This window comes from Amycolatopsis pigmentata, assembly GCF_042684065.1.
Classification (GTDB): domain Bacteria; phylum Actinomycetota; class Actinomycetes; order Mycobacteriales; family Pseudonocardiaceae; genus Amycolatopsis_E; species Amycolatopsis_E pigmentata.
Genome location: NZ_JBHUKR010000015.1, coordinates 151,045 through 176,770, shown reverse-complemented (window position 1 = coordinate 176,770; position 25,726 = coordinate 151,045). Strand labels below are relative to the sequence as shown.

General features: G+C 69.8%; 24 protein-coding genes. 11 read left to right on the top strand and 13 right to left on the bottom strand.

What is annotated here, in order from left to right; all coding sequences use genetic code 11:
* Positions 1 to 64: 64 nt before the first annotated feature.
* Positions 65 to 505 (bottom strand): pyridoxamine 5'-phosphate oxidase family protein, encoded by a 441-nt coding sequence (locus tag ACFSXZ_RS26605; protein ID WP_378267931.1) that lies wholly within the window; start codon positions 503 to 505, stop codon positions 65 to 67.
* A 180-nt stretch (positions 506 to 685) separates the two neighbouring features.
* On the opposite strand from ACFSXZ_RS26605, the gene ACFSXZ_RS26600 reads away from it, so the two are divergent.
* Together ACFSXZ_RS26600 and ACFSXZ_RS26595 are read left to right on the top strand one after the other, a co-directional pair.
* The gene (locus ACFSXZ_RS26600) at positions 686 to 1,582 is read left to right on the top strand and encodes a universal stress protein (protein WP_378267930.1); all 897 of its coding nucleotides are present in this window, start codon (positions 686 to 688) and stop codon (positions 1,580 to 1,582) included.
* 53 nt (positions 1,583 to 1,635) lie between these two features.
* Positions 1,636 to 2,235: a CBS domain-containing protein gene (locus tag ACFSXZ_RS26595; protein WP_378267929.1), complete on the top strand. Its 600-nt coding sequence runs from the start codon at positions 1,636 to 1,638 to the stop codon at positions 2,233 to 2,235.
* Positions 2,236 to 2,280: 45 nt separating this feature from the next.
* Here the strand turns inward: ACFSXZ_RS26595 and ACFSXZ_RS26590 are convergent, their stop codons facing one another.
* The 6 genes from ACFSXZ_RS26590 to ACFSXZ_RS26565 all read right to left on the bottom strand — a co-directional run bounded on the left by ACFSXZ_RS26590 (position 2,281) and on the right by ACFSXZ_RS26565 (position 10,541).
* Positions 2,281 to 2,736: a hypothetical protein gene (locus ACFSXZ_RS26590; RefSeq protein WP_378267928.1), complete on the bottom strand. Its 456-nt coding sequence runs from the start codon at positions 2,734 to 2,736 to the stop codon at positions 2,281 to 2,283.
* Between the two features lie 27 nt (positions 2,737 to 2,763).
* A complete protein-coding gene (locus tag ACFSXZ_RS26585; protein WP_378267927.1) occupies positions 2,764 to 3,804 on the bottom strand; it encodes an AraC-like ligand-binding domain-containing protein in 1,041 nt (346 codons plus the stop codon).
* 206 nt (positions 3,805 to 4,010) lie between these two features.
* Positions 4,011 to 4,520 carry a DUF2231 domain-containing protein gene (locus tag ACFSXZ_RS26580; RefSeq protein ID WP_378267926.1) on the bottom strand — a complete coding sequence of 170 codons (510 nt, stop codon included), beginning with the start codon at positions 4,518 to 4,520 and terminating at the stop codon, positions 4,011 to 4,013.
* A gap of 82 nt (positions 4,521 to 4,602) precedes the next feature.
* A complete protein-coding gene (gene cydD, locus ACFSXZ_RS26575) occupies positions 4,603 to 8,121 on the bottom strand; it encodes a thiol reductant ABC exporter subunit CydD (protein WP_378267925.1) in 3,519 nt (1,172 codons plus the stop codon).
* Positions 8,118 to 9,131, bottom strand: a complete 1,014-nt coding sequence (gene cydB, locus ACFSXZ_RS26570) for a cytochrome d ubiquinol oxidase subunit II (RefSeq protein ID WP_378267924.1) — start codon at positions 9,129 to 9,131, stop codon at positions 8,118 to 8,120. The genes cydD and cydB overlap by 4 nt, the downstream gene beginning before the upstream one ends.
* A gap of 9 nt (positions 9,132 to 9,140) precedes the next feature.
* Complete coding sequence (locus tag ACFSXZ_RS26565) at positions 9,141 to 10,541, bottom strand: cytochrome ubiquinol oxidase subunit I (protein WP_378267923.1); 1,401 nt, start codon at positions 10,539 to 10,541, stop codon at positions 9,141 to 9,143.
* A gap of 158 nt (positions 10,542 to 10,699) precedes the next feature.
* On the opposite strand from ACFSXZ_RS26565, the gene ACFSXZ_RS26560 reads away from it, so the two are divergent.
* Positions 10,700 to 11,770 (top strand): acetate kinase, encoded by a 1,071-nt coding sequence (locus ACFSXZ_RS26560; protein WP_378267922.1) that lies wholly within the window; start codon positions 10,700 to 10,702, stop codon positions 11,768 to 11,770.
* A gap of 317 nt (positions 11,771 to 12,087) precedes the next feature.
* Positions 12,088 to 12,582, top strand: a complete 495-nt coding sequence (locus tag ACFSXZ_RS26555) for a DinB family protein (protein WP_449224294.1) — start codon at positions 12,088 to 12,090, stop codon at positions 12,580 to 12,582.
* Between the two features lie 100 nt (positions 12,583 to 12,682).
* On the opposite strand, the gene ACFSXZ_RS26550 is transcribed toward ACFSXZ_RS26555, so the two are convergent.
* From ACFSXZ_RS26550 to ACFSXZ_RS26540, 3 genes are all read right to left on the bottom strand, one after another.
* Positions 12,683 to 12,820, bottom strand: coding sequence for a hypothetical protein (locus tag ACFSXZ_RS26550; RefSeq protein WP_378267920.1), 138 nt, complete (start codon positions 12,818 to 12,820; stop codon positions 12,683 to 12,685).
* Positions 12,821 to 13,033: 213 nt separating this feature from the next.
* The gene (locus ACFSXZ_RS26545) at positions 13,034 to 14,488 is read right to left on the bottom strand and encodes a bifunctional aminoglycoside phosphotransferase/ATP-binding protein (RefSeq protein WP_378267919.1); all 1,455 of its coding nucleotides are present in this window, start codon (positions 14,486 to 14,488) and stop codon (positions 13,034 to 13,036) included.
* A 71-nt stretch (positions 14,489 to 14,559) separates the two neighbouring features.
* On the bottom strand, positions 14,560 to 15,216 hold the full coding sequence (locus tag ACFSXZ_RS26540; RefSeq protein ID WP_378267918.1) for a response regulator: 657 nt from the start codon (positions 15,214 to 15,216) through the stop codon (positions 14,560 to 14,562).
* Between the two features lie 164 nt (positions 15,217 to 15,380).
* On the opposite strand from ACFSXZ_RS26540, the gene ACFSXZ_RS26535 reads away from it, so the two are divergent.
* Complete coding sequence (locus tag ACFSXZ_RS26535) at positions 15,381 to 16,274, top strand: universal stress protein (protein ID WP_378267917.1); 894 nt, start codon at positions 15,381 to 15,383, stop codon at positions 16,272 to 16,274.
* A 4-nt stretch (positions 16,275 to 16,278) separates the two neighbouring features.
* Here the strand turns inward: ACFSXZ_RS26535 and ACFSXZ_RS26530 are convergent, their stop codons facing one another.
* On the bottom strand, positions 16,279 to 18,015 hold the full coding sequence (locus ACFSXZ_RS26530; protein ID WP_378267916.1) for a GAF domain-containing sensor histidine kinase: 1,737 nt from the start codon (positions 18,013 to 18,015) through the stop codon (positions 16,279 to 16,281).
* Between the two features lie 232 nt (positions 18,016 to 18,247).
* Between ACFSXZ_RS26530 and ACFSXZ_RS26525 the strand changes: the two genes are divergently transcribed.
* From ACFSXZ_RS26525 to ACFSXZ_RS26505, 5 genes are read left to right on the top strand one after another with little or no spacing between them, the layout of a single operon-like run.
* Positions 18,248 to 19,249, top strand: a complete 1,002-nt coding sequence (locus ACFSXZ_RS26525; RefSeq protein ID WP_378267915.1) for an Acg family FMN-binding oxidoreductase — start codon at positions 18,248 to 18,250, stop codon at positions 19,247 to 19,249.
* Entirely contained in the window at positions 19,246 to 20,184 is a 939-nt protein-coding gene (locus ACFSXZ_RS26520) for an Acg family FMN-binding oxidoreductase (protein WP_378267914.1), read from the top strand. The genes ACFSXZ_RS26525 and ACFSXZ_RS26520 overlap by 4 nt, the downstream gene beginning before the upstream one ends.
* Before the next feature lie 55 nt (positions 20,185 to 20,239).
* Complete coding sequence (locus ACFSXZ_RS26515; RefSeq protein ID WP_378267913.1) at positions 20,240 to 21,109, top strand: universal stress protein; 870 nt, start codon at positions 20,240 to 20,242, stop codon at positions 21,107 to 21,109.
* Positions 21,109 to 23,328 carry a PEP/pyruvate-binding domain-containing protein gene (locus tag ACFSXZ_RS26510; RefSeq protein ID WP_378267912.1) on the top strand — a complete coding sequence of 740 codons (2,220 nt, stop codon included), beginning with the start codon at positions 21,109 to 21,111 and terminating at the stop codon, positions 23,326 to 23,328. The genes ACFSXZ_RS26515 and ACFSXZ_RS26510 overlap by 1 nt, the downstream gene beginning before the upstream one ends.
* Positions 23,325 to 24,143 carry a universal stress protein gene (locus ACFSXZ_RS26505; protein ID WP_378267911.1) on the top strand — a complete coding sequence of 273 codons (819 nt, stop codon included), beginning with the start codon at positions 23,325 to 23,327 and terminating at the stop codon, positions 24,141 to 24,143. Before ACFSXZ_RS26510 ends, ACFSXZ_RS26505 begins: the two co-directional genes overlap by 4 nt.
* A gap of 116 nt (positions 24,144 to 24,259) precedes the next feature.
* Here the strand turns inward: ACFSXZ_RS26505 and ACFSXZ_RS26500 are convergent, their stop codons facing one another.
* Positions 24,260 to 24,772 carry a gluconokinase gene (locus ACFSXZ_RS26500; RefSeq protein ID WP_378267910.1) on the bottom strand — a complete coding sequence of 171 codons (513 nt, stop codon included), beginning with the start codon at positions 24,770 to 24,772 and terminating at the stop codon, positions 24,260 to 24,262.
* Between the two features lie 149 nt (positions 24,773 to 24,921).
* On the opposite strand from ACFSXZ_RS26500, the gene ACFSXZ_RS26495 reads away from it, so the two are divergent.
* The gene (locus tag ACFSXZ_RS26495; protein WP_378267909.1) at positions 24,922 to 25,185 is read left to right on the top strand and encodes a hypothetical protein; all 264 of its coding nucleotides are present in this window, start codon (positions 24,922 to 24,924) and stop codon (positions 25,183 to 25,185) included.
* 22 nt (positions 25,186 to 25,207) lie between these two features.
* On the opposite strand, the gene ACFSXZ_RS26490 is transcribed toward ACFSXZ_RS26495, so the two are convergent.
* Positions 25,208 to 25,681 (bottom strand): VOC family protein, encoded by a 474-nt coding sequence (locus tag ACFSXZ_RS26490; protein WP_378267908.1) that lies wholly within the window; start codon positions 25,679 to 25,681, stop codon positions 25,208 to 25,210.
* Between the last annotated feature and the right edge of the window lie 45 nt (positions 25,682 to 25,726).

Here is a 25,726-nt window from a genome sequence, read left to right as displayed (position 1 = left end):
CGTCTTCCCGTGCTCGACTGGTGGCCGTCTTCAGCCGCTCCACCGGTCGGGACCGGTTCCATCGTCAGGACACGTCGCTCAGGTCGCCGGGCACCGGGCCGCCGAACTCCGTCTCGGCCACCACCTCGTACCCGGTGACGATCTCCGGCGTGATCCGGACGAGCGAGTTCATCGCGCGGCGGACCCACGGGCGGAGCAGGAGTTCGTACCGCGCGGTATCGGCCGGGTCGTCGATCGCGGTCGCGAGGCCGGTCATGACCACGCTCCAGCCGAGGTGAGCGCCGGGGTCGAACTCGTCGGCCTCGTAGGCGACCACCTGACCCGCGGCGTTCCCGACCGGGGAATCGGGGTGGCCCCGGATGATGATGTCGCCCTCGTCGACCAGATGGCTGGCCGGGCGGATGGCGGGCAGCGCTCGCATGCTGAACACGATGCGCCCCAGCGAAATGCCGCGGAGCCGCCGCCACGACTCCGCCGCTGTCAGTTCCCGGACTTGCTTGGTCACGGCCGCCTAGCATCGCCGCCGGGCGCCGCCCCGGATAGGGTCCAAAGACCTCACCCGTTCGGAATAACCGAGAGCAGAGGGCCAAGGTCCCGCGTAGCGGGGACGTAGGCCTGTCGCCGGTCAAGGCGGATCCTCCGTAATTTCCACCGTAAGGCTCGCTGGGATGAGGAGTGAGGGCCGATGCCCGCAAACACCGTTGGCCCGCTCGTGGTGGGCGTGGACGGATCGACCTCGGCGCTGAACGCCGTCCGCTGGGCGGCGGCCGGCGCCGCACCACGCAACCGCACGCTGCGGCTCGTGCACGCGCTCGACGACCTCGCCGCGCGCTACCCGAAACCGATTCCGACCGACGAGGACCTGGTCGAGCGGTTCCGTCTGCGTGGTCACCGGTTGCTCCGCGAGGCACGCGACGTGGCTCGCGAAGTCGATCAGAACGTCAAGATCGAAATGGACCTCAGCCAGCGCCGTCCCGTGGAGGCGTTGCGCGCGGAGTCGAGTTCGGCCTCGCTGCTGGTCCTCGGGACCACCGGCATCCGGCCGCTCGGCCGGGCGCTGATCGGGTCGGTTTCGATCGCGCTCGCCGCGCACGCGCGGTGTCCGGTGGCGCTGATCCGCCCGCACGTGGCCGAAGAGGCCCCGCCGACGGACGGTCCCGTGGTGGTCGGGGTGGACGGGTCGCCGTCGAGCGAAGAGGCCGTCGCGCTGGCCTTCGACGCGGCGTCGTGGCGCCGGGTCCCGCTGGTCGCGGTGCACGCCTGGGACGACGCCTTCCTGGCCGAGATGTTCGACGAGGCCCGCTGGGAGCGCGAGCGCCCGGAGATGGAACAGCGCGAGTGCGAGGTGCTCGCGCAGCGGCTCGCCGGGTGGCAGGAGAAGTACCCGGACGTCGTCGTACGGCGGGCCGTGACGCGGGGGCGGGCCTCGGACGAACTGCTCGCGTTCGCCGACCGCGCGCAGCTCATCGTGGTCGGCAGCCGCGGTCGCGGCGGCCTCGCCGGAATGCTGCTCGGTTCGACCAGCCAGGCGCTGATGTCCTACGCCCTCTGCCCGGTCATCGTCGCCCGCGCCGAGGAATGAGAAGCCCCAAGCCCCCCGACCTGTCCGCCAGCAGCGGACCAAGAGGAGAAACCATGCGAGCACAGGACATCATGAGTACACCGGTGGTGACGGTGGGGCCGGAAGCCCCGGCGAAGCAGGCGGCGGCGCTGCTGTCGGCACACGGGTTCACCGCCCTGCCGGTGGTGGACGAGGACGACCGGCTGATCGGCATCGTCACCGAGGCGGACCTGATCGCCGACCGGGTCCCGCCCGACATCCGCTTCCGCGCCGCGGACACCACGGCACGGCGCGGGGGAGAGACGGTGGCCGACGTGATGACCAGTCCGTGCACGGGAATGGCACCCGGCACCGACGTGGCCCTGCTGGCGCGGACGCTGCTGGAGGACCGGATCCGCGTCATGCCCATCGTGGAGGGCTCGCGGGTGATCGGCGTCGTGACCCGGGGCGACATCGTCCGCACGTTCGCCCGCCAGGACTCGGAAATCGCCGCCGAGGTCCGGCGCCACCTGGCCATCTACGGCGGGCCGGACCGGTGGAAGGTCGAGGTGCACGACGGCAAGGTGCGGATCGTCGACGCCTTCGACGACGAGACCGACCGCCATGTCGCCACGCTGCTGGCGGAAGCCGTGCCCGGGGTGGTCAGCGCCCAGGTCTCCACCGTGGTTTCCTGAGATTTCCTGAGCAAGGCGTGACAGCGGGCTGTCACGCCTTGGTGCTCAGCAGCGGGCGGCCGAGAGCTGGATGGTGTAGACCGGCGTCCAGTCAGGGTTGGAGACGGCCGCGTTCGGATCGCTCGCGTAACACTCGATGAGCCGGCCGGCCGCGTCGTAGGTGCGAAGCGTCGCTCCGCCGGTTTGCCGGTTGTTGAGGTATCCGTGGCCGACCCAGTTTTCCAGGCTGTAATAGCCGTAGTCGAAGTACCAGAAGTCGTAATACCATGACTGGGAACCGGCTTTGATCTTCATGCACGTGTATCCGGGGGCACATTCCGGTGCGCTGTTGGGCTGCCTGCTGTAAAAGGCAGCGGGAGGCGGGTCACTCCATGGGCCTCCCTTCTTCGCCGCGGTGGTCGCGTTGGGCGTCGTCACATCCTCCGTGGCAGCCGCCGCCGTGGCCGTGCTCGCCACCAGTACCGCGGCGCCGGCCAACAGCATCGTGAACGCTCTTCTCATGACTCACAACTCCCCAGGTGGTCAGTGTCAGGACCGACTATGCTCGCCGCGGCGGGGTTTGTCGTTGTCGATGAGCGCACAGCTGTTGTGCCCGCGCGCACCATCGTTCGGCGAACGGCGAAACTGGCGTGGTGAAAACCCATAAGCGCCGCGGAAGGCGTGGCTGAAATGCGAGGCGCTGGAAAATCCCCACCGGGCCGCGATGACGTTGATCGGCTGGGTGGCCAGCCGGGGGTCGGCCAGGTCGCGGCGGCACCCCGCCAGGCGGCGTTCACGAATCCAGCCGGCGACGGTGCGCTCTTCGGCTTGGAACAATTTGTGCAGATAGCGCGGGGAAATATGGTGGGCCGCGGCGATTGTCGCCGGGCTCAGGTCCGGGTCGCCCAGATTGTCCCGGATGAACGCGTGAATCCGTGCCATGAGCGCGCGGCGCGCGGTGTGGGGTGGCACCGAACTCTCCGCGTCCAGCCCACTGGCCAGTGCCGCGGTCAGCACGTCCAGTGTCAGCATGGGCAGCCGTGCCGCCTCGGCCGGATCGAACTCGTCCATGCGCCGGGCCAGTTCCAGCAGGAACCGCGAAGCCAGCGCCCCCAGCCCTTTGCCGCCCCGGATCGGAATCCCGCTCAGCCGTCTCACGTCACCGGCCGGCAGCGGCAGCAGCGAACGGGGAAACTGGAGAAGCAGCAGGCGGCTCGCGGATCCGCCAGGCGAGTGCCACCCCCGGAAGGGGCGCGAGGTATCGAACAGCACCAGGTCCCCGGCACACAGTCCGGCCTGCCGTCCGTCCTGTTCCATGATGCCGCCGCCCCGGATCAGGCACCCGACTTTGAACACCTCGGGATCCGTTTGGCGGATGAGTCTTTCCGTACGCTGCACGATATGCGGCGTCGTGGTGAGCACCGTCGCCTGCACCGGCCCGAACTCGCCGATACCGACCCGCGCCTGGAAGTGGCTCTCCACGTCCGGCGCGCAGCGCAGGTCATAGGGAACCCACAGCTTGGAGCTCACCTCCCGCCAGAACGCGAACCGCTCACGCGCCGGAACTTCGGCGGTGCTGATCACATCCATGCCTGCCCCCAAGTCGTCATGGCGGTGCCGCGAGCGCACCCGCCCCTTGAGTCGAGGCCGATCTTGGGTCCGTTTCACGCAGGTCTGGACCACGGTGAGCCGCCCCCGGACCGGGGGCCCGCGGCCGCCGGATGATCGTGGCCAGACCATGATCAACCGGCGGCCGCGAGGGTCACCTGTCCGGGGCGGACCCCCCTTGCTTCAGCTCAGCCGTCGTGGTGACGCTGCTGGGGCGCGGTGTACTGGACGCCGGACCAGGCGGCCTTCGCGCCGGAGTCGCCGATGCGCACCACCTGCACGGCGGACACGGCCGCGAGGGCGACCGTCAGCACGGCGAGCACAGCGATGATCGGCTTCGCCGGGACCCGCGCCGCGCCGGGGGCCTCGCGACGGCGCCGGTGATCGAACCAGACCAGGGCGAGACTGACCACGAGCAGGCCCGCGACGAACACGAGCAGCTGGTCACCGAGCTCGGCGTGCGCGCGGATCAGGTCGTTGGAGGCGAGCCGGTCGCGCAGGTCCTCCCCGGTGCTGGTGGCGACCGGGATGGAGATGGCGGCCAGCGCGGTCAGGCCCACGACGAGCCAGCCGAAGCGCCTGCGCGCCGCGGGCCACACGGCCACGACGATCGTGCCCAGCACGGCCAGCGGGACGAGCACGACCACCGCGTGCACGACGAGTGGGTGTAGTGGTAATCCATTGACGAAGACGGGCATGTCCTGTGAACTCCTCGGAATCTCTCGAGCACGCACAGCTTGCCCGTCGATTCTGTGAATTTTCTTGGTGCGCTCCCGCGATTTACTCCCGGCCCGGCATGGAGGCCGCCTCCCGGGCGCGTGGACCGAGTCGGATCGACGGGAACTCGCCGAACTCGGCCGGCCGATGGGTGACGATCAGGGCGGCCCGTCCCGCGGTGAGCGCACGAAGGTCACGGGCCAGCGACGCGGCGGTGACGGCGTCGAGGTGCGCGGTGGGCTCGTCGAGGAGCAGGATCGGCCGGTCGGCCAGCAGCGCGCGGGCGACACCGATCCGCTGCCGTTCGCCTCCGGAGACAGCCGTGCCGTGCGCGCCGAGCGCGGTGTCGAGCCCGTCGGGGAGCCGGGCGAGCCAGCCGTCGAGACGGGCCCGGCCCAGCGCGGCACGAAGGTCGTCGTCCGTGGCGGAAGGCCTTGCCAGCAGGAGGTTTTCGCGCAGGGTGCTGTCGAACAGGTGGCTGCGCGGGCCGCACCAGGCCAGTTGCTCGCGCACGTCGTCACCCCGGTAGCCCTGGGTGTCCGCGTCGTCGAGCAGCACCCGGCCGCCGGACGGGTCGAGATAACGCATGAGGGCGGCCAGCGCGGTGCTCTTGCCCGCGCCCGACGGCCCGGTGAGCACGACACCGTGTCCGGGCCGCACAGTGAGGTTCAGACCACGCACGGTGTCGTCGGTCGCGCCGGGCCAGCGCACCGAAAGGTCTTCGGCGCGCAGACCGTGGGCGGTTTCGGGGACCAGCGGCCGCTCGGGTTCGGTACTGGGGGTGGTGCCGGCGTCGAGTTCGGCGAGGCGGTGGGCGGCGACGCGGGCGCCGAGAAGCCGTTGCGCCGCTTCGGGAAGCGCGGTCACGAGTTCGCCGGTGGCCAACGGGGTCAGTGCCAGGACCGCGAGTTCGGGGCCGGGGAGCCGTCCCGAGCGCAGCGCCGCGATCCCGGCGAGCAGGCAACCGAGCATGGTCGCGCCGATGGCCAGCGTGCCGGCGCCGGCTCCGGCGCCACGGGCGGCGGCCGAGCGGGCCAGTTGCCTGCTCAGCGCCTCGCCGTCACGACGAAGCAGCACGTGACGGCGTTGATCGGCGCCGAAGGCGATCAGTTCGGGCGAGGCGGCGAGCAGTTCGACGGTGTCGGCGGAGACCTTCGCGCGCAGGCGCGCGGTCTCACGTTCGGCCCGGCGTGAGGTCATCGCCGAGAGCATTGGCGCCAGCACGCCCGCACAGAAGAGTCCGAAAAGGACAATCAGGCCCGCTTCGGGAAGCAGGACGCCCAGCGTCGCGGCGGTGCCGAGGGCGACCATGCCCGCTCCCGCGACCGGCACGAGGACCCGGAGCAGGAGATCCTGCTGACTGTCCACATCGGACATCAAGCGGCTGAGCAGGTCGCCTTGGTGGAGTCTGCCAGTGGTGGCCGGGCCGAGGCGCACGAGCGCGGCCCACACCCGGACCCGCAGGTCCGACAGGGCACGCAGGGCGACATCGTGGGAGACCAGGCGTTCGAGGTAACGCAGCACGCCCTTCGACAGGCCGAAGGCGCGCACCGCGACGATCGCGACCATGAGGCTGAGCACGGGCGGGTGCAGGGCGGCGGCCGAGATGAGCCACGCGGAAGTGCCGGTGAGCGCGACCCCGCAACCCAGAGCGGCGGCGCTGAGCAGGCACGCGAGGGCGAGGCGCCGACGGCGTCCGCGCGTGGCGCCGGCGAGCCACCCCCGCACCTGCGGGAGTCGGCCCTCCAGGACAGGAGCAATTCTCGGCGCGGATTTACCAATCCGACCAAAAGTAGGCGGAGACGGTCGGCAACCGGACTGCTTGCGGGGACCCGTTTCCGCCGTGGCTGTGGTCGGATTGGTAACGATCGACGCAGTAGGCGATAAGTCGGCATGGCGCTCGCCCGGGACGGTCGCGGGCACCGCTTCCTCGTCCGGCACGCGGTCTGCGGCCACCAGGGAAACGACCCGGTCACAGGCATCGAGAACCGCTTCCCGGTGGGTCACGATGACCGCCGTCTTCCCGTCGAGGATCGCGGGAAGCCGCTCCACGATGGCGACCTCGGTTTCGGCGTCGACACCTTCCGTCGGTTCGTCGAGCAGGAGCAGGGGACGGTCCAGTACCAACGCCCTGGCCAGCGCGACCCGTCGCTGCTGTCCGGTCGACAGACCGTCGCCCAGCTCGCCGACCTCGGTGGTGAGCGGCAGGTCGAGTCCGGCCGCGCGGGCGGCCCGAGTGACCTGCGCGTCGGTGGCGTGCGGGCGGCCGAGCCGGATGTTCGAGGCGATGTCCCCGGCGAGCAACCGCGGCCGCTGCGGCACCCACGCGAGGCGTTCCTGCCACGCGGCGCGGTCCAGCTCCGCCAGGTTCACGCCGTCGACGTAGACGTGCCCGGCGTCCGGCGGGTACCAGCCGAGCAGCAGATCCAGCAAGGTCGACTTCCCGGCGCCGCTGGGTCCGGTGATGCCCAGGACTTCACCGGGTTCGACCCGCAGACTCAAAGCGTCGAGAACGGGCCCGGAGCGGCCGTTCACCGTGACGCCTTCGACGCGTAGCGGAACCCGGGAAGGGTTGGGCGCGGGCGACCGCGTGCCGCCGACGGTCGGTTTTTCCTCCAGCAGAGCGAAAATCTCGCCGGCGGCCGCGACACCTTCCGCGCTGTCGTGGAAGCGGGCGCCGACCGCGCGCAACGGCAGGTAGACCTCCGGCGCCAGGATCAGCACCACGAGCGCGGTGTGCAGGTCCAGCGTGCCGCTGACCAGGCGCAACCCGATCGAAACCGCGATCAGTGCGACGGACAACGTGGCGAGCAGTTCCAGGGCGAGCGCGGACAGGAATGCCACTCGCAAGGTCCGCATGGTCTGCTTGCGGTGCGCCTCACTGGCCGCCCGCAGGCTCCGCAGTTGCGCTCGTGCCCTGCCGAACGCGGTCAGCGTGGCGAGCCCGGCCACCAGGTCGAGGAAGTGGTTGCCCAGCACGGCGAGCGTGCGCCATTGCCTGCCGACCTCGCGCTCGGTGTACCAGCCGATGAGGACCATGAAGACCGGGATGAGCGGCACCGTGACGGCCACGATCACCGCGGCGACCCAGTCCGCCACCAGGATGCGGACGCCGACCACCGCGGGCACCACCGCCGCGACGAGCAGTTGCGGCAGGTACCGCGAGAAGTACCCGTCGAGCCGGTCGACCCCGCGCGTGGCCAGGGCCGCCAGATCCGCGGGGGAGTGGCCGGCCCGCCTGCGGGGACCGGTGCGCAGGACATGGTCGATCAGCGCGGCGCGGAGTTGCGCGAGAACCCGTGCCGAGGCGCGGTGCGCCATCGTTTCCGACAACCACGAGACTCCGGCCCTGGCGAGCACGACCACACCGAGCAGCCCGGCGACGACGGTGAGCGCACCGAGCCCGAATCCGTCCAGAAAGGACTGTGAGATCGCGGTGGCCAGAAGGTCGGCCTGAGCGAGCAACAACACCGCCGTCAGCACGCCCAGCACCGCGCAGCCGATGATGAACGGCCGCGCGGCGCGGGCGTGCCGCGTCAGCGCCCGGTGCACCGGGGGTGTGCGTGACTGTGGCACGGTCACGGGACGAGGCCTTGGTGGTCCGGAATGGACGCGCGGCCCACACGCCGCCGGAACACCCAGTACGTCCACGACTGGTAGAGCAGGACGATCGGGGTGAAGGCCACGGCGACCCACGTCATGATCTTCAGCGTGTACGGGGTCGACGCGGCGTTCGTGGTGGTGAGGCTGTTGGCCGCGGCCGTCGTGGACGGCAGCACGTCGGGGTAGAGCACGCCGAACAAGGTGACGGTGGCCGCCACGATGGTCAGCGCGGTGAACGTGAACGCCCAGCCTTCACGGTCGGCCACCGCCGAGACCGCCGCCGCCACCAGCGCCGCCGCGGCGAGCGCCACAGCGGCCCACGTCCAGTTCTTGCCGAACTGGAGCTGGGTCCACACCAGGAACAGGCCGGCGGGCACGATCGCCACGGCGGCGAGCGTCCGGCTGAGTGTCCGGGCCCGGTAGCCGATCGGGCCCTCGGTCTTCAGACCCAGGAACGTCGCGCCGTGCAGGGCGAACAGGCACAGCGTGGTGAGGCCGCCGAGCAGCGCGTACGGGTTGAGCAGGGTGAGCAGCGTGCCGGTGAAATGGTGCTGCGCGTCCAGCGGGACCCCGCGCACGATGTTGGCGAACGCGACTCCCCACAGGAGCGAGGGCAGCAGCGAGCCGAACATGATCGCGCGGTCCCAGTTGCGCCGCCACCGCGCGCTGTCGATCTTGCCGCGGAACTCGAACGCGACCCCGCGCACGATCAGTGCGACCAGGATGATCAGCAGGGGCAGGTAGAACCCGGAGAACAGGCTGGCGTACCAGAGCGGGAAGGCGGCGAAGGTGGCGCCGCCCGCGACCAGCAGCCACACCTCGTTGCCGTCCCACACCGGGCCGATCGTGTTGATCATGACGCGGCGGTCGGTGTTGTCCTTGCCGAGCATGCCCAGCAGCATGCCGACGCCGAAGTCGAAGCCTTCCAGGACGAAGTAGCCGGTCCACAGGAGGCCGATGAGCAGGAACCAGATGTCGGTCAGTGCCATGACGAGCTCCTAGTAGGTGAACACGGGGGTGCGGGATCCGGAGTCCACATCGGACTCTTCGGGTGGGGTGGGCTCCGGCGGTCCGGCCTTGGCGTAGCGCACCATCAGCGCGCCGTCCACCACCGCGAGCACTCCGTAGAGCAGAGTGAAGACGACGAGCGAGATGAGCACGGTCGTTCCCCCGACGCTGGGCGAGACGCCGTCCGCGGTGCGCAGGACGCTGTACACGACCCAGGGCTGACGGCCCATCTCGGTGAAGATCCACCCGAGCGCGTCGGCCAGGAACGGCAGGGCGAGCGAAGCGACGGCGGCCCGGAAGAACCATTTCGACGCGGGGGTTCGCTCGCGACGGAACAGCCACAGGCCGACCGCGGACAGCAGCGCGGTCAGCAGGCCGAAACCGATCATCAGGCGGAACGTCCAGTAGGTGACCGGGATGTTCGGCTTGTAGTCGCCGGGGCCGAACGTCTGGGTCTCGCCGGCCTGCACGTTGTTGATGCCCTCGACCGTGCCGTCGAACGAGCCGGTCGCCATGAACGACAGCAGGCCGGGCACGCGGACGCTGAACTTCTCCTGCGAACCGTCGAGCGAACCGATGGTGAACAAGGAGAACGACGCCGGTCCCGCGGTGTCGTAGAGTGCTTCCGCGGCCGCCATCTTCATCGGCTGCTGTTCGGTCATCAGGCGTGCCTGCAGGTCACCGGTCACGACCACGCCGATGCTCGCGATGAGCACCGTGATCAGCGCGGCCTTCATCGACGGCCGGTACACCTCGGTGGAGCGCCCGCGCTTGAGCTGCCACGCGCTGATCGCGACGACGAAGATCCCACCGGTCACGAAGCACGCGGTGATGGTGTGCGCGAAGGCGCCGACCGCGGTGGAATTGGTCAGGACCGCACCGAAGTCCTTGAGCTCGGCACGGTGGCTTGCCGGGTTGACCGCGTACCCGACCGGATGCTGCATCCACGAGTTCGCGGCGAGGATGAAGTAGGCCGAGAGCACGGTGCCGATCGAAGCCAGCCAGATCGTCGCCAGGTGCACCCGCTTCGGCAGCCGGTCCCAGCCGAAGATCCACAGGCCGAGGAAGGTCGATTCGAGGAAGAACGCCAGCAGGCCCTCGATGGCCAGCGGCGCGCCGAAGATGTCCCCGACGAAGGCGCTGTAGGCGCTCCAGTTCATGCCGAACTGGAATTCCTGCACGATTCCGGTGACCACGCCCATCGCGAAGTTGATCAGGAAAAGTTTGCCCCAGAACTTCGTCATCCGCAGGTAGTGTTCCTTGCCGGTACGCACCCAGGCGGTCTGCATTCCGGCCACCAGAAAGGAAAGCCCGATCGTCAGCGGAACGAAGATGAAGTGGTACACGGTGGTGATCCCGAACTGCCACCGCGCCAGGTCCAGCGCGTTCATGTCTCTCCTATCCGCCGCACGCGAGATCGTCCCCAGCGTCGGGCAGTGGCGGTGGGGGACGGGAGGGTCCTAGGTCACCGGGAGCGCGGGACGGTGGTCATCGGGATTCGTGCGTTACGGCAGCACCGGCCGCGCGGCGGCCGTGGTCTCCTTGGCGGATGCGGGTTCTGACGCTCGACCCGGGCGCTGGAGGCCTGAAGGCGGCCTTCGTCGTGCACGGCGACACGACGGTGACAGAGGTCTGGGCGGACACCGCGGCGCTGGCGGCGGCGGCCGACCGCTGGGGTGTGCCGGACGCGGTGTCGGTGCGGTTCCCGCACGGCGGCTCGCGGGCCGGCCCGGTGCTGGTGGACCACGCCGGTCTCGCCGACCTTGAACGCCTGGTGACGTTGGCGCCGCCGTACCAGGAATCGTCGGTGCGGGTGGCCCGGTTGCTGGAGCCGTCGCTGCCCGGCGTGCCGGTGGTCGCCTGCTTCGACACGTCTTTCCACTGTGGACTTCCGGAATCCGCGTCCCGCTACGCGCTGCCGAAGAAATGGACCAGTCAGAACCGTCTGCGCCGCTATGGCTTTCACGGCCTGTCGTGCCGCCACACGGTGCGCCGTGCGGCAGAATTCCTTGGTAAGCCGGAGAATGCGTTGCGGTTGGTGTCCGTACACTGGGGTGCGGAGGTTTCGGTCACCGCGATCAGCGGGGGCGCCAGCGTGGACACCTCGATGGGGTTCACGCCCATCGAAGGCGCGGTCTCCGCCACCCACTCCGGATCGGTCGATCCCGGCCTGGTGCTGCACGTCCTCGGAACGGGCGAGGTGACCCCGAGCGAGATGACCGACACGCTGTTCGAGCGGTCCGGGCTGGCCGGGATGACCGACACCAGCGGCGACGTGCGCGAAGTACTCTCCGCCAGGGCATCGGGCAACGCCGACGCGGAACTCGCGCTGGCGGTCTACCTGCACCGGCTCAGGCGAGAGATCGGCGCCGCGGCGACCAGCCTCGACCGGCTCGACGCCGTCGCGTTCACCGGTGGCGTCGCCGAACACCAGCCACCGCTGCTGGCCGAACTCCTCGAGGGCCTGGGCACACTGGGAATCCACGGCCTCCCGTCACGGGTCGCCGGCGCCGGGGACCGGGTGGTCAGCGTCGACGGTGCCCTTGTCACGGTGTTGGTCGTCGCCGCCCGCGAAGACCTCGAACTCGCGCGTGGCGCCGAAGAGCTTCTGTGCGGCTGAGGGACACCCTCCTTTTGCGTTGTTCCGCAATGACATCCGTGCGTTCGTCGCCGGTGCGAGTGGTGCCCGTGGGGCCTGCTGATGGCCCCGATGCCTTCGAACTTTCCGTGCGGCTTTCGACTGAAGGGCGGCCGTACGACTTCCACTCGTTCATGTAACTATTTTAAGTTATGTTCGACTTTGCGTTCGATATAATTGGCTCGTGTCCACGAAGTTTCATTTTCCTTGAGCGATTTTCTTATGCGGTGAGTCAACTACGGCTCGTGGTCATCGCTCGACAGCGACAACCGATCCTCTACGGTTCGGTCATGACGACTATGGACTCCCGCCCCGATCGTCGGCCCCCCATGCTGAATGCCGACGAGAAGACCACCCTGCTGGCCTTTCTGGACTACCTGCGAGAGGCCGTCCTCGCGAAGGTGGCCGGTGTCCCGGAGCCGGCGGTCCGCACGGCAGGCGTCCCATCCGGGACCAGCCTGCTCCAGTTGATCAAGCACCTGACGGCCGTCGAACTCACCTGGTTCGTTTGGGCCTACGCCGGTGCCGGCCGCGAACGCTGGGAGACCAAGAGTGCGGTGTCCGCCGACGACACCGCGTCGGACCTGGCGGACGCCTACCGCGAGGCGATCGCCCAAGCCAATGAGATCGCCCTCGCCTGCACCGATCTGGACCGTCCCGGCGCGCGCTCGCTGCGCGAAACCGCGCCGCCGTCGATGCGCTGGATACTGGTCCACATGATCGAGGAAACCGCCCGGCACGCCGGTCACGCGGACATCCTGCGTGAACAGATCGACGGCTCGACCGGACGCTGACGAGGTGCCTTGTCCTTACGTGACAACGGGCCGGGTGGCGGTCACTCCGCGGAGACGGCGTGGGTTCCGGCGCCATCTCCGCGAAGTCCGCGACGTGGAACTACTCCCAGCAGATGGCGGTGCCGCACATCGGGTGCGCGGTGGTGCTCGTGCTGGCGAGAGCGGTACCTCCCGAGAGACTCCCGACGACGATGCCGGCGGCGATGGTGGCCAGGGCGATCTTCCGGATAACGCGCATGACGCCTACCTCCGTGAAGGGAATAACCGGCCCAGTAGAACCGGTAATGGTGAGAGGCTAACTTCGAACCGGGTGTTCCGATATCCGGCGAAGGGCGCAACGAAGTAGCCGAAGTGGCTGATCATCACAGTGCTTTGGTGGCCGAGCGAACAATTCCCCAAACCTGTTGTTCACGAACGGGAAATCGGGGGACCGTGTGCGCCTCGGCTGGCCCTAATCCGTGTAGGACTCGATGTAGGCCAGGGCCTGGGTGAGGGAGTCGTGCTCGGTCCCCGCGGTCAGGATGGTGTGCGCGGCGGGCCACGGGTGCACGTTGCCCGCCATCTGGCGGGCGATGTCGGGGGTGGCGTCGGACAGCGATGTGCCGCGCTCCGCGATTCGTTGCGCGGTAATGGTTTCCGGGGCCCAGCAGCGTAGTTGCACCAGCCTGCTGTGGGTCTCGGCGGCGGTCTCCGCCGCGATCGCCCGCTGGTCGACCGAAGTCCAGGACGCGTCGAGCACGACCGTTTCGCCGAGCCGGAGGAGCTCACCCGCCCGATGGCACAACTCGTGGTAGGTGCGCGTGGTGTGGGCGCTGTCGTAGAGACCTTCGCCGTACTCTTCGGCCGCGCTCTTCTCCGGGGAGAGGCCTGCCATCTCCTTGCGGATGCGGTCGGACCGGAGCACCGTGCCACCGAGCCGGTCCGCGATCGCGCCGCCGACCGTCGACTTGCCCGACCCGGGCAGGCCACCGACCAGGATCAACCGGGGTACGCCCTGCCGGAGGTGCCGCAACGCGAGCGAGGCGTAGCCGCGCGCCAGCCGCGCCGCCCCGGAGTCGCCCTGGTCGTGCCGCAGGCACGCCACCTTGGCGCGGACGAACGCGCGGTAGGCGATGTAGTGATGCCGCAGCGCCGGTGGCGCCGCGTCCCCGGAGTACTCCGCATACCAGTCGAGCAGGTGGTTCCCCAGGTCGCCGGCGCCGAGCCGTTCCAGGTCCATCGCGAGGAAGGCCACGTCGTCGAGCGCGTCGAGCCACCGTAACCGGTCGTCGAACTCCAGGCAGTCGAGCACGCGGGGGCCGTCTTCGAGACAGAAGATGTCGTCGGCCAGGATGTCGCCGTGGCCGTCGACCACGCGCCCGCACTCCATCCTGCGCTTGAACAACTCCTCGCGTCCGGCGAGGAAATCCTTGGTCAGCTGCTCGATTTCGGCGACCATGCCGGGTTCGAGCACCGCGCCGTGGAACGGCCGGACCTGCGCGAAGCTGTCCTCCCAACGGCGGCGGATCGCGTCCCGCGAACCCTCGGCCGAGATCTCCGGCCCCCGCTCGGCGCGGGCGTGGAACGTGGCCAGCTTCCTCGCCAGCTGCTTCACCGTCTCGCCGAGCGGCTCGCCGCGTTCGACCAAAGTGGACATCCGGCGGTTCTCGGGCATGCGGCGCATCACCACAAGGTGGTCGCAGGGCTTGCCGTCCGGCCCCATCACGTCGGCGACACCCAGGTACACATCGGGGCAGAGCCGCCGGTTCAGCGCGACTTCCTTGTGACACACGTCTTCCCGGCTTTCGCGCGAGGTGAAGTCGAGGAAGCCGAGATCGACCGGCTTCTTCAGCTTGTACGCGCGATCTCCGACGAAGAACACCACACCGGAGTGCGTCTCGCTGACCGCGAACTGGCTTGATCGCATAGCTCTCAGGCTCGCGCCGCCGGGCGAGGGACCGCAAGAGGGCCTAAGTCCCCGCCCGGGGGCGAAGTGCTCTACTCCTCGTCCGCGCGGGCGCGCTGGCCGTCGCGCAGCTTCGTGGCCAGCACCGCGGCCTGCGTCCGGCGTTCCAGGCCGAGCTTGGTGAGCAGGCGTGACACGTAGTTCTTGACCGTCTTTTCGGCCAGGAACATGCGTTCGGAGATCTGCCGGTTGGTCAGCCCCTCGCCGATCAGGTCGAGCAGGGTGCGCTCGCGTTCGCTCAGCCCGGACAACGGGCCGTTGTTGTCGGCGTCGGCGCGGAGCTTGGCCATCAGGGTCGCGGCGGCGCGGTTGTCGAGCAGTGACCGGCCGGAACCGACATCGCGCACCGCGGAGACCAGCTGGAGACCCTGGATGTCCTTGATCACGTAACCGCCCGCGCCGGCCAGGATGGCGTTGAGCATGGCCTCCTCGTCGGTGTAGGAGGTCAGCATCAGGACGTTGAGTTCGGGCAGCTTGGAGCGCAGATCGCGACAGAGTTCGATGCCGTTGCCGTCGGGGAGCCGGACGTCGAGGACCGCGATGTCCGGCCGCAGCGCGGGAATCCGCGCGAGGGCCTGGGCGGCGTTGGACGCCTCACCGATCACCGTCAGATCCGGGTCCGCTTCGAGCAGGTCGGCGACACCGCGCCGGACGACCTCATGGTCGTCGACCAGGAATACTTTGATCACAGTGCACCACCTTCGCGCCGGGAGTCCCTCAAGACTACGGCCGGTGGCCACCCGTCGGCTCACCGAAGGTCATTCCGCCACGGGACCAAAGTCACCGCGGTGCCGTTACCGCCTGCTCTCGCCGGGTCCCCACGCCGAGGGCGAAAGTGACAGTCATGGTAGGCATGGTCGACACAGCCGCGCATCACTGGATTCTGGTCGGCGTCGACGGATCGTCGTCTTCGTTGCACGCGACCCGCTGGGCGGCCCATGAGGCGGCCCGCCGCCACATTCCGCTTCGTCTCTTCCACGCCTGCGTGCTGCCGCCGGCCGCGCCACGCGTGCCGATTTCGCTCCCCGGGGGCGCGGTCGAGGCGCTCGTCGAGTACGGGCACCAGATCCTGCGGCACGCGGAGCGGGTCGCGCTGGACACCGAGCCCGGCATCGAAGTCCACCGCGACCTGCGGGTGGGCCCGGCGGCGGGCCGTCTGATCGACGAGTCCGAGGCGGCACGGCTGGTCGTGCTGGGTTCCCGCGGGCTCGGCGGGTTCGAGGGAATGCTGGCCGGTTCGGTGTCGGTCGGCGTGGCCGCGCACGGGCACTGCCCGGTGGTCGTGGTGCGCGGGCGGACGCTGGACGATCCGCCGCCCACGTCGGGGCCGGTGGTGGTCGGGGTGGACGGCTCGCCCGCCAGCGAGGCGGCGCTCGAGTTCGCCTTCGACGCGGCGACCATGCGCGGGGTCCCGCTCGTCGCGGTCCACACCTGGACCGACATGTCCGCCGGCGAAACCTGGTCGGTGCTGCCGTTCGACATCGACTACGACGCGGTCGCCGAAGACGAGCGTCTGCTGCTGGCCGAACGGCTGGCGGGCTGGCGCGAGAAGTACCCCGATGTCGAGTTGGAGCAACGGGTGGTGCGCAATCGCCCGGTCCGCGGGTTGCTGGAGGAGTCCGAGGGCGCGCAACTGGTCGTCGTCGGCTCGCGCGGCCGCACCCCGCTCAAGGGCGTCGGACTCGGGTCGACCAGCCAGGCGCTGTTGCACCACGGCACCTGCCCGGTCGCGGTCGTCCGCCCGTGACGCGTTAAGCCACCGGGGCGGCCCAGACCAGCCGTGTGCCGCCGGATTCCCGGCGCTCTATGGCGAACGAACCACCGACGTCCCGCGCGCGCTCGTCGAGGTTGTGCAGGCCACTGCGCGCGACGGTGTCCGGGATGCCGACGCCGTCGTCGGTGACGTCCAGCACCAGATCGTCGCCGACCGAGATGGTGATGGTGACCGTGGCGGCGCGGGAGTGCCGGACGGCGTTGGCGAGTGCCTCCCGCAACACCGCCTCGGCGTGCTCGCCCAGCTCCGGGGAGACCACCCCGACCGGGCCGGACATCCGGACGACGGTGTGCAGGTCGGTGTCGTCGGTGAGCTCGGCGATCACCTCTTGGAGGCGCTTGCGGAGCTGGGTGGTGCCCTGCAGGCCGCCGTGCAGGTCGAAGATCGCGGTGCGGATCTCGGCCACGATGCTCTGCACGTCCTCGACCAGATCGGCCAGCCGTTTCTGGATCTCGGGGGAGCGGGTGCGCTGATGCGTGCTCTGGAGCGCCAGCCCGTGCGCGAACAACCGCTGGATGACGTGATCGTGCAGGTCGCGCGCGATGCGGTCGCGATCACCGAGGACCCGGAGCTCGTTGAGGTGCCGCTGGTCTTCGGCCAGCTGGAGGGCCAGCGCGGCCTGGTCGGCGAAGGCCGCGACGAGCGGGAGCTGGGCGCTGTCGAACTGGTCCTCCCCGGCCTTGCGCAGGGCGACGAGCACACCGGAAACGGTGTCGGTGGAGGCACGCAGCGGCAGGACCAGCGCGGGCCCGAACGCTTCGTCCAGCCCGTCGGAGAGCTCGTAGCTCAGGCTTTCCACGCGCCGGGGCTCGGCGTCGGTGAACGCGGCCCCGCAACTCGACCCTTCCACCGGAATCTCGCGGCCGGTCAGCTCATCGGAGTCGAGGCCGGCGCAGACGGTGACCACCAGGTTGGTGACGTCGGACTTGGGGAGCTCGGGGTCGTCGGGCTGGGCGAGGAAGGTGTAGTCGGCGGCGGTGAGGGCGAGCGCGCGATTGGCGATCAGGTGCAGCACGTCGTGCGGATCGGCGGCGCCCAACAGCTCGGCGCGGATTTCGCTGGTCGCTTCCTGCCACCGCTGCCTCAGCCGGCTTTCCTCGTACAGGCGCGCGTTTTCCACCGCGATACCGGCCGCCGCGGCGAGGGCCTGGACGACCACCTCGTCGTCCTCGGTGAACGGCAGGCCGCCGTTCTTTTCGGTGAGGTAGAGATTTCCGAATACTTCGTCGCGCACCCGGACCGGCACGCCGAGGAACGAGTGCATCGGGGGATGGTGCTCGGGAAAACCGGAGGAGGCGACGTGTTGCGACAAGTCGTCCAGCCGTAATGGTTTGGGCTGGTGGATCAGCAGGCCGAGGAGGCCGTGACCGGTGGGCAGGTCACCGATGCGGCGCCGCATCGCCTCGTCGATGCCTTCGTAGACGAATTCGGCCAGGCCCTCGCGGTCGGGGTTGAGCACGCCGAGCGCGCCGTAGCGGCAGTCGACCAGATCGATCGCCGCGTGCACGATCCGGCGGAGCGTGGTGTCCAGTTCCAGGCCGGAGGCCACCGCGAGCATGGCCTCCAGAAGCCCGTCCATCTGGTCCCGGGCGCTGACCAACTGCTCGACGCGGTCTTGGACCTCGCGGAGCAGTTCGCGTAGCCGGAGTTGCGACAGCGTGCCTCGTAATGAGGGATGCACGTCGTCAAACGGGGTCAGGGCGTCCGAGGACATACCGACATCGTGGCATCGCCGGTTGCGAAATACCAGGAAGTCGATCTCACAGTCGAAAAGTTCTGTGACGGCGCGGTTTCGTGGAGAATTTTCGCGAGGGACCAGGCCCCGCCACCGGACCGGGCGATCACCCAGGGTACAAAGACCCGCCGTTTCGGGGACGCCCGCCTCTGCCTGGAAAACGGATCCGAGGGCACCGTGAGAGTCGATGCGAAACCCTCTGGAGCCCACCATGACCATCCCATTGCCCGCGCTCAGCAAGCCGGTCCGGCTTGCCCTGGATGCGGCCGTCCGCGCTCCGTCCCCCCACAATTCCCAGCCTTGGCGGTTCGAGGTCACCGGCGACCGTATCGACGTGTTGCTGGACCCGGAGCGCGTACTGCGCGTAGTCGACCCCGACGCTCGCGAAGCGCGGCTGTCCTGCGGCGCGGCGATCCTCAACATCCGCGTCGCGCTCGCCGCCGCCGGGCGGACGAGCCTGGTCCAACTGCTGCCCGACCCGGGCCGTGACGAACTGCTGGCCAGGGTGTGGGTCCGCGGAGCGCGGCCCGCCGCGCCCGCCGACACCGCGCTGGCGCGCGCGATCGGCCTGCGGCGCAGCAACCGGCGGCCGTTCACCGACCGGCCGCTGCCCGGCAAGGTCCGGCACGCGCTGATGGACGCGGCCGGCCTGGAGGGCGCCGAGTTGGTCCTGCTGGAGCAGCCTGGCGACGTCGACGCGCTGGCGGCGCTGCTGCGGCACGCCGAGCACATGCAGAGCGAGGACCCGGAGTTCCGCGCGGAACTGGCACAGTGGACGGTGACGAACGGCAGTCGCGAGGACGGCGTGCCCGCCGTCGCGGGCGGGCCCCGACCCGAACCCGGCAGCCTGCTCACCTTGCGTCACTACGCCGTCAGCGCCGGCCCGCAGCCGGACCGGCCCTTCGAGCGCGAACCGCTGGTCGCGGTGCTCGGTTCCTACACCGATACGCCACTGGCCCAGCTCGGTGCCGGTCAGGCCATGCAACGGGTGCTGCTGACCGCCACGAACGCGGGCGTCAGCGCGTCGTTCCTGTCACAGCCGGTCGAGGTCCCCTCCACGCGCGTGGCGTTGCGGGAACTGCTCGGCCGCCGCGCGCAGCCGCAGGTCGTGCTGCGCTTCGGTTACGGCTTCACCGCACCCGCCACCAAGCGGCGCGCCGTGGACACGGTCACCCGGCATGGTGCTCCCAACGCGGAGGAGGCGCTGTCATGACCTGGTCGAGTACCGAGATCGGCGTGCTGGCACGGGCGGTGAGTCACGCGCCGTCCGTCCACAACACACAACCGTGGACGATGGAAGCCCGCGCCGAATCGGCCGAGCTGTATGAGCGGTTCGACGTCACCCTGCCGCACCATGACCCCACCGGCCGCGACCGGCTCATCTCCTGCGGGGCCGCGCTGGCGAACCTCGAACTCGCCGTCCGCGCGCTCGGCTGGGCCGCCGACATCTCGCTGTTCCCCGATGCCGGTCATCCGGATCTGGTCGCCGTCGTGGGGACGGCCGGGCGGAAGGAAACCACGGCGGCCGAGGTCGAGCGCTACGCGGCGATCTTCCGGCGGCACAGCCACCGGCACCCGTTCGATCTGCACCCGGTTTCGCGCGGCGCGCTGCGGGGCCTCGCCGGTGTGGTGAACGAGCCGGGCGTGCAGGCGCGCGTGGTCGACCCGCGGACCGAGTGCGCCACGCTGGCCGAACTGTTCGACTACGCGGCCGAGGTCCTGCGCGACGACCGCGGTTACCAGCGCGAGCTGGCCTCCTGGAGTGACGGACCCGCCGACACGACTCTTCCGTGGGGTGGGCTGGTGCGCGCGGACACGCACGTTCCCGACACGGTCACCCTGACCGAACGCCTTATGCGCGAAGGCATCCTGATGCTGCTGACGCCCGACGACACCCGGCGCGACCACCTGCTCGCGGGCGTGGCGATGCAGCAGATCTGGCTCGCCGCGATCACCCGCGGGATGGTCGCGTCCGTGCTCACCCAGCCGTTGCACCTGCACGAAGTCCGGTCGGCACTGATCGAGCGGCTCGGTCTGGCCGGCTATCCGCAACTGTTCCTGCGGCTGGGTCACCCGGCGCAGGCGGGGCACGAAGTCCCCTCCGCAGAGGACGAACGCCAGCTGTCCCCGACCCCCGCGTCTTCGTAGGTTTCCTTGTGGGCGACCACTTTCCGGTCGCGGAATCTTCAACTGGAGGATTTTCATGGCCACCACGAACGTGATCGTCGTCGGTGTCGACGGGTCGGAGTCCGCACTGAACGCGGCGCGCTGGGCGGCCGCCGAGGCGAAGCGGCGCGGGCTCGGCCTGCGTGTCGTGCACGTCTGGGGCGTGACGGGCGGATACTACGGCGGTGGGCTTCCCTTGCCCGCCAGCGCTTTCGACGTGCTCAAGCAGGAAGCGGAACGCGTTCTGGACCAGGCCGTGGAGGCGGCCCGTCAGACGGAACCGGACCTGCCGGTGACCGGGGACATGCCGTGCCTGGCCCCCATCCCGCATCTGGTGGAGCTTTCCCGCACCGCGAGGATGATCGTGCTCGGCTCGACCGGCCGCGGTGGTTTCACCGGGATGCTGGTCGGATCCACGACTGTCGCGGTGAGCACCCACGCACACTGCCCGGTCGCGGTGATCCGCGGCCAGGAGCACACCGGGCCGGTGGTGGTCGGCATCGACGGCAGCCAGGCGGGGGAGCCGGCGATCGAAGCCGCGTTCGACGCGGCCGCCCAGCGCGAGGTCCCGCTGGTCGCGCTGCACGTGTGGTCGGATTTGGACTACGACAGCGCCTTCGGCAGCACCCGGTACCTCGCCGGTGGTGAAGGACTCGGGGAAGAGGAGCAGCGCGTGCTCGCCGAGGCGCTCGCGGGATGGCAGGAGAAGTATCCCGACGTGGTGGTTCAGCGCGTGGTCCTGAACGACCGGCCTCGTCACCAGTTGCTGGAGTGGAGCAAGCGCGCCGCGCTCGTGGTCGTGGGGTGCCGCGGCCGTGGCGGGTTCCGTGGCCTGCTGCTCGGGTCGACCAGCCAGGCGCTCATCCACCACGCGGAGTGCCCGGTGCTCATCACCCGGGGCTCCTGATGGTTTTCGTCAGGCCGCTCGGCGACATCCGGGTCTCGGACGCGGGTGTCGCGGGCGGCAAGGGCGCGAATCTCGGTGAGCTTTCCGGCGCGGGCTTCCCGGTACCGGACGGGTTCGTCGTCCTTTCGTCCGCTTACCGCGCGACGATGGAACTGGACGGGATCCTGGAGGAACTGGCGGCGCTGCACACCGAAGCGCTCGCGACGGCCACGGAACCGCACGAGGGGAAGCTGGCCGCGCAGTGCGAGCGCATGCGCACGCTCACCCGCGAGGCCGTGCTGACGCCGGAGGTGAGCGAAGAAATCGTGGCCGCGTACCGCCGGCTCGGCACCGGAGCGGCGGTGGCGGTCCGCGCGTCGGCGATCGGTGAGGACGGCGACGAGTCCTCCTTCGCCGGGATGACCGACAGCTATCCCCGCGTGTGGGGCGAACACGCGGTGCTGGAACGGATTTCCGCCTGCTGGGCTTCGCTGTTCTCGCCACGACTGGTCGCCTACCGCGCGAAGCGAGGGCTCACCGGTGAGCCGGTGATGGCCGTCGTGGTGCAGCGCACGGTCGGCGCCCAGCGCGCGGGCGTGACCTTCACCGCCGATCCCCGCACCGGCGACTCCTCGATCGCCGTGGTGGAGGCCGCCTACGGCGAGGGCGAGCCGATCTCGGGCGGCACGGTGGAGGTCGACACCTATGTGGTGGCCAAGGAGGACCTGACGGTCCTCTCCGCCCGGGTCGCGCACCGGCGCGTGCTCGACGAGGCGAGCCTGCTCGAACTGGTGCGGCTGGCATCACGGGTGGAGGACCATTTCGGCCGTCCGCAGGACATCGAGTGGACGATCGACACCCGTGGCGTCATCTGGCTGGTGCAGACCAGGCCGGTCACCACCCCGGTTTTGTCCACAAAGGACACACCGCTGGTGTCGGGGCTCGGCGCGGCACCCGGTGTGGCCAGCGGAGCGGCCCGTGTGCTGGTTGTGCCTGAGCAGGAAGCGGCGCTCCTGCCCGGTGAGGTGCTCGTCGCCCCGATGAGCGACCCTGACTGGGCGCCGGCGATCCGCCGTGCCGCCGCCGTGGTCACCGGCAGCGGCGGGATGACCTGCCACGCGGCGATCGTGGCGCGCGAGTTCGGCGTCCCCTGCGTGGTCGGCACCGGGAACGCCACCCGCGTGCTCGCCGACGGTATGCCGGTCACCGTGGACGGTGTGGCGGGCGAGGTCCGTCCGTGGCGCCCGGCGCGGGTGAGCGGCGAGCCGCGGCACAAGCGGCCCCCGGCACCGGTTTTCGAGTCCGTCGCGACCCGGTTGTACCTGGATCTGCCCGGTTCTTTTCCGGCGCGGCAGGCGGCCGTCCGTCCGGTCGACGGAGTGGCGCCGCTGCGCGGTGACGCGCTGGTCCTGCGGGCGCTGGCCGGACGCCATCCCCACGAAGTCATGGTACATGGTGAGCAGAAGTCCTTTGTGGACGATCTGGCCACGGCGATGCTGGAGGTCACCTCGGCCTTCGCGCCCCGGCCGGTGATCTACCGGGCGAGCGCCCTGCGCACCGACGAGTTCAAGGCGCTGGCGGGCGGTGGGGCGGCCGAGCCCGCGGAGAGCGACCCCGAGATCGGCTATCGCGGCTGCTACCGCCACGTCCGGCAACCGGCGCTGTTCGGCCTGGAACTGGACGCGCTGGCACGGGTGCGGGACCGGACGCCGAACCTGCACCTGCTCATCCCGTTCGTGCGCACCCGCTGGGAGCTGCAGGAGTGCCTGCGTCTGGTGAGCACCAGCGCGCTCGGCCGGCAACGCGGGCTGCGCCGGTGGGTCGCCGCCGAGGTGCCGTCGGCGGTGTACTGGCTGCCCTACTACGGAAAACTCGGCATCGACGGTGTGGCCGTCGGCGTCGACGAACTGACCGAGCTCATGCTCGGCGCGGGCAAGGACGCCGAACAGTGTGCCGAGGCCTTCGATCCCACCGACCCGGCCGTGCTCGACGCGATCCGCGCCATCGCCGGTGAAGCGGCCCGTCTCGGGATCGCCTGCCTGGCCCATGGGCGTGCGCTTTCCGGCGATCCGGATCTCGCGGCGCGCCTGGTCGAATCCGGCGTCACCGCGGTGTCGGTGGACCCGGAGACCCTTCCGGCCGCTCGTACGGCGATCGCTTCCGCCGAGCGCCGTCTACTGCTCCGGCGTGCCGCCGCCGAGGTCGGCCGGGCCCGGGTGAGTTCAGGGAGACCACTATGAACAACCATCCGATCGTTGTCGGCATCGATGGGAGCCCGGGCGCGCGGAGGGCGGTGTGGTGGGCCGCGAAGGAGGCCGCGAGGCGGCACTCGCCGCTGTTGCTCGTCCACGGCTACGGCATTCCGGCCGCCTTCTACAACGAAACCGCGCCACCCCAGGACTGGTTGGCGGACAAGGAAAAGCAGTCCCGCGACTGGCTGGCCGAAGCGGCGGAGATCGCCGAACGGGCCGACCCGGACGCCGAGCTGTACACCGAGTCCTTTTTGGACTCGGCGGTGCCGTTGCTGATCTCGGAATCGGGTTCGGCCACGATGGTCGTGGTCGGCTTCACCGCGCGAAGCGTCCTCGGCGAACTCGTCATGGGCTCGACGGGGGCCTCGCTGGCCGCGCACGGGCACTGCCCGATCGTCGTGGTCCGGGGCCGCGACGGCAGGCTGATCTCCGCCGATGATCCCGTCGTCGTCGGTGTCGACGGCGGTCAGGGTTCCGTCGCCGCGACCGGGCTCGCCTTCGAGGAGGCCGCCCTGCGAGGCGTCTCCTTGGTCGCTCTGCATGCCGATGAGGGCCGGGAGCGTGTTTCCCTGGACGCGGTCTTGGCCCCGTGGCGGGAAAAATATCCGGAAGTGACGGTCCAGGAGGTCACCACGCGCGAAGACCCCCGCAAGGGACTGCTGGACTGGAGCGGCCGTGCCCAGCTCGTGGTGGTCGGCAGTCGCGGGCGGGGCGGGTTCACGGGTCTCCTGCTGGGGTCGACGAGCCACGCGGTGATCCACCACGCCGACTGCCCGGTGCTCATCGCGCGTTCTTCAGCCTGATACTGTGCCGATCGTTACCAATCCGGCCACAGCCACGGCGGAAACGGGTCTATACAGCCAGATTGGCTGCGGTCCGTCTCCGCCTACTTTTGGTCGGATTGGTAAATGCGGGCAGGTCATGAGTTCGGCGCGCGCTGATCGCGTGCGGCGAACTCCTTGACCGCGTCGTGGACGATCTGCGCCAGCGTGTCGCGGACATCGGCGGTCCAGCCCGGTTCGTCCGCGCCCAGCGGTTCGAGATCGGCGTACTGCGAGTCCAGCAGCGACACCGGCATGAAATGGCCCTGGCGCGTGCGCATCCGCTCCGCGAGGACCTCCTTCGGCCCGGCGAGATGCAGGAACCACACGTTCCCGCCGGTGCGCAGGATGTCCCGGTACCGGCGTTTGAGCGCGGACGAGGACACCACGCCGCCGGTGTGCTGGTGTGCGCGGATCCAGCCGGCGATGGTGTGCAGCCACGGCTCGCGGTCGGCGTCGGTGAGCGGGACACCGGAGGACATCTTGCGGATGTTCGCCTCGGGGTGGAACACGTCCGCCTCGGCGTATTCGACACCGAACTCGGCGGCGAGGGCCTGCCCCACCGTCGTCTTGCCCGAACCGGCCACACCCATCACGACGACCACCGTCATCCGACCCTCCGGATTCCTCGACATGGAACAGACCTGTCGAAAGTACCCATTCGCACCACACTCCGGGGCATCGGTTCGTCACCAAAGTCCCTCAGGGTGAAGGCCTCCGGCCCTGCGGCCGGGGGCCCTCCGCAGGGCAGATTAGCTTCATGACCTCCTTCGTCGAGACGTATCCGAGCGCCACCCCGACCCCCGTGCAGCGATCCCGTGCCGTCCGCGTCGTCGCCTCCGCCGCGCGGGACGCCGCCGATCTGGCCGAACTGCTCGACATGCTGGGCCTCGATGCCAAGGAGGGCACCGGCACCCTCGGCGAGGTGCCTGCCGTGGGAGAAGCGGCGGTCCCGCAGGTCAGCGGCCAGCACCGGCTGACGATCGCGGAACTGCACGCCCTCGTGGCCACCGTTTCGCATTGAGCCGCCCGCGCACGGCTGGGGATCAGGCCTGGTCGTAGGCGCGACGGAGTTCCGCGACGTCCAGTTTCGTCATCCCCAGCATCGCCTTCATGGCGCCCTGGGCCTTGCGGGTGTCCGAACTGCCGATCAGGTCCATCATCGCGTTCGGCACGATCTGCCAGGACAGTCCGAACTTGTCCTTCAGCCACCCGCACGGCCCCTTTTCGCCGCCCTCGGAGAGCTTCTCCCACAGTTCGTCGACCTCTTCCTGGGTCTCGCACCGGACGTAGAGCGAGATCGCTTCGGAGAAGGTGAACTGCGGGCCACCGTTGAGCGCCATGTACTCCTGGCCGTCGAGTTCGAAGGTCACGACCATCACCGAGCCGGCCGTTCCGGGGCCCGCCTCGCCGTAGCGCTGGACGTCGGTGATCTTGGAGTTGGGAAAGACGGAGGTGTAGAACTCCGCCGCCGCTTCCGCCTGGTCGTCGAACCACAGGAAGGTGACGATCTTCTGCATGAGGGGTCCCTTCTTCGCCGGTTGTCGCGAAGGTAGACCCGGCGC